Annotated in this window: 4 protein-coding genes; all 4 read right to left on the bottom strand. The window is 65.1% G+C overall.

The window, feature by feature from the left end; translation table 11 throughout:
- Positions 1 to 13 precede the first annotated feature (13 nt).
- Positions 14 to 970 carry a sulfate adenylyltransferase subunit CysD gene (gene cysD / locus PHW99_RS14970; protein WP_300179238.1) on the bottom strand — a complete coding sequence of 319 codons (957 nt, stop codon included), beginning with the start codon at positions 968 to 970 and terminating at the stop codon, positions 14 to 16.
- Positions 967 to 1725 carry a phosphoadenylyl-sulfate reductase gene (locus tag PHW99_RS14965; protein ID WP_300179235.1) on the bottom strand — a complete coding sequence of 253 codons (759 nt, stop codon included), beginning with the start codon at positions 1723 to 1725 and terminating at the stop codon, positions 967 to 969. Before PHW99_RS14965 ends, cysD begins: the two co-directional genes overlap by 4 nt.
- Positions 1722 to 2123, bottom strand: a complete 402-nt coding sequence (locus PHW99_RS14960; protein WP_300179232.1) for a DUF934 domain-containing protein — start codon at positions 2121 to 2123, stop codon at positions 1722 to 1724. Before PHW99_RS14960 ends, PHW99_RS14965 begins: the two co-directional genes overlap by 4 nt.
- A 13-nt stretch (positions 2124 to 2136) precedes the next feature.
- Positions 2137 to 2903, bottom strand: a 767-nt coding sequence (locus PHW99_RS14955; RefSeq protein ID WP_300179229.1) for a nitrite/sulfite reductase, incomplete at its 5' end; no start/stop codon positions are given.

The following is a 2903-nucleotide window of genomic DNA, read 5'->3' as shown; positions in this document are numbered from 1 at the left end:
GGCACCGAAACCATCAAAAGTACCCATCCTTCTTGCGCTTCTCCATCGAAGCCTCAGAGGTTTTGTCATCCATGCGGGTGGCACCGCGTTCGCTCACGTCCGCCGCCAGGGTCTCCAGCACGATCTGCCCGGGCGTGGCGGCCAGGCTTTCCACCGGGCAGGTGCAGGTGATGTCGCCCACGGTGCGGAAACGCACGTCGCGCAGCTCGGCCACTTCGCCGGGCTTCAAGGGGGTCAGCTCGGTCACCGGCACCAACAGGCCCTTGCGCTCCACCACCTCACGCTTGTGGCTGTAGTAGAGCGAGGGCAGGGTGACGGCTTCACGGGCGATGTATTGCCACACGTCCAGCTCGGTCCAGTTGGAAATCGGGAACACACGGAAGTGCTCACCCGGTTGCAGTTTGGTGTTGAACAGCGTCCACAGTTCGGGGCGCTGGTCTTTCGGCTGCCATTGGCCAAAGCTGTCGCGGTGGGAAAAGATGCGCTCCTTGGCGCGTGCTTTTTCCTCGTCGCGGCGGGCACCGCCAATCAGCGCGTCAAAGCGGAATTCTTCAATGGCTTCCAGCAGCGTCACCGACTGGTGCACGTTGCGGGACTCGCCGGGGTGGGCCAGGCGCACCGTGCCACGGGCCATCGAGTCTTCAACACTGCGCACGATCAGCTCGGCACCGAGTTCCTTGGCGCGGGCATCGCGGAAATCGGTGACCTCATGGAAGTTGTGGCCGGTGTCGATCATCAGCAGCGGGTAGGGGATGCGGCCCACACCGAAGGCTTTTTCGGCGCACTTGAGCATCACCAGCGAGTCTTTGCCGCCGGAAAACAGCAGGGCCGGGCGCTCAAAAGCGGCGGCCACTTCGCGCAGGATGAAGATGGTTTCCTCTTCCAGCGCGTCTAGATGGGCGTTGCTCAGGTGGTCAGGGCGGTGGTGCGTCATGGGTTGCAGCAGGTTGGGATGCATCGGGGCGTTCATGGGGAGACCTTTTCGGACAAGGGGCTGGATTTGACATGCAGGCCGCACTCTTTGAGGTCTTCGCTTTCCCACCACCAACGCCCGGCGCGGAAGTCTTCACCCAGGCTGATGGCGCGGGTGCAGGGCGCGCAGCCGATGCTGGGGTAGAACTGGTCGTGCAGCGGGTTGTAGTCGACCTTGTTTTCGGCAATGAAAAACCACACGTCGCCCCAGGTCCAATGGCTCAGCGGGTTGAGCTTGACGCGGGGTTCCGAGGTGTCGATCAGCGGCACTTCAGCGCGTGCCCCCGACTGCTCGCGGCGCAGGCCGGTGATCCAGGCAGCCTTGCCGGCCAGGGCACGGCCCAGCGGCTCCAGCTTGCGGATCTGGCAGCAGGCTTTGCGCAGCGCGATGCTCTTGTACATCGCATCAAAACCCTCACGGCTGACAAACTGCACCACGGACTCGTTCACCGGTGCGAACACCTCCACCGGGGCGCGGGAACTGGCCTTGAGCCGTGCCAGCAGCGCCAGGGTTTCGGGATGCAGCTGGCCGGTGTCGAGCACAAAGATGCCGATGTCGAGCTGCAGCTGGTTGATCAGGTGGGCCAGCACCATGTCTTCGGCGCCCAGGCTGCAGGCCAGGGTGACCCGAGGCGCGTCACCGGGTGTGAGCGGTGCGTAGTCCAGCGCGGCTTGCTTCAGGACGGTTTGAGTCTCGGCCAGCTTTTGCGCAAACGTGGCGCTGGCACGGGCGTTCAGGTCGATGGCGCTCATGCGGTGGCTCCTGCTGTTCCGAACCCGGGCTGCGGGTGGGCGGCATCGCCCTGGTAAAAGCTGGCATAGCGGCTCAGTTGCGCTTGCGCGTGGGTCAGGTTCTGGTCGGCGCGCAGCACCGCAGAACTGAAGCCGCTGCGCTGCATTTGCAGTACCTGATCGACCAGCACGTCGCCGGTGGCGCGCAGGTCGCCGGTAAAGCCCAGGCGGCGGCGCAGCAGATAGGCCTGGCTGTAGGCGCGGCCATCGGTGAACTTGGGGAACTGCAGGTCAATCCGTTCGACCCCGTCCAGGGTCAGGCCACGCGGATCGGCATCATTCGCCAGTTCAATGATTTTTTGGCCGTCAGCCCGCGTGGAATCTTGGTTGGCTGCTATCAATTTGATGGTTTTGTTCATGGTGGTCGCAGGGTCAGTCGGTCAGGGCGTCGGCGTTGGTCAGGTGCACATGCAAGACCTGGCCGGCATCGCGGGTTTCGTGGCGGGCCTGGTTGGCGGCCTGGCGAAACGGCTCCAGCCCCAGGCGGCGCACGCAGGTGATGAACGTCTCGCCCGCCTGGCGCTGGCTGCGGTAGACCTCCAGCAGGGCTTCCACCACGTCGGCCACTTCGGAGGCCGCAAATGACGGGCCGATGACCTTGCCGGGGGTGGCGGCGCCGCCGAGGGTGCTGCCGTCGGAGCCACCGAGCGACACCTGGTACCACTCGCGCCCATCTTTGTCCACACCCAGGATGCCGATGTGGCCGCTGTGATGATGACCGCAGGAGTTGATGCAGCCGCTGATGTGCAGGTCGATTTCACCCAGGTCGAGCAACTCGTCGAGGTCGGCAAACCGTGCGCTGATGGCCTCGGCCACCGGAATCGAGCGGGCGTTGGCCAATGCGCAGAAGTCGCCGCCCGGGCAGGCAATCAGGTCGGTGAGCAAGCCGATGTTGGGCCGCGCCAGGCCAAGCTCGCGGGCGGCATGCCACAGCGCGGGCAGGTCGGCGGCCTGCACCCAGGGCAGCAGCAGATTTTGCTCGTGGGTGACGCGCACCTCGCCGGCGCTGAAACGGTCAGCCAGGTCGGCGGCGGCGTCCAACTGGTCGGCGGTGGCATCGCCAGGCGCAAAACCCAGGCGCTTGAACGACAGGGTGACGGCGCGCCGGGTCGGGTCCTTGTGCGGCTTGACGTTTTGCC

It is taken from the genome of Rhodoferax sp. (genome assembly GCF_028689305.1).
GTDB lineage: Bacteria > Pseudomonadota > Gammaproteobacteria > Burkholderiales > Burkholderiaceae_C > Rhodoferax.
Note: the sequence above shows the minus strand (reverse complement) of the source record. Positions and strands in the feature narration are given on the sequence as shown.

Bases quoted from the DNA above. Each gene is read 5' to 3' on its own strand.
- cysD (WP_300179238.1), bottom strand. From the start codon at position 970: ATGAACGCCCCGATGCATCCCAACCTGCTGCAACCCATGACGCACCAC.
- PHW99_RS14965 (WP_300179235.1), bottom strand. From the start codon at position 1,725: ATGAGCGCCATCGACCTGAACGCCCGTGCCAGCGCCACGTTTGCGCAA.
- PHW99_RS14960 (WP_300179232.1), bottom strand. From the start codon at position 2,123: ATGAACAAAACCATCAAATTGATAGCAGCCAACCAAGATTCCACGCGG.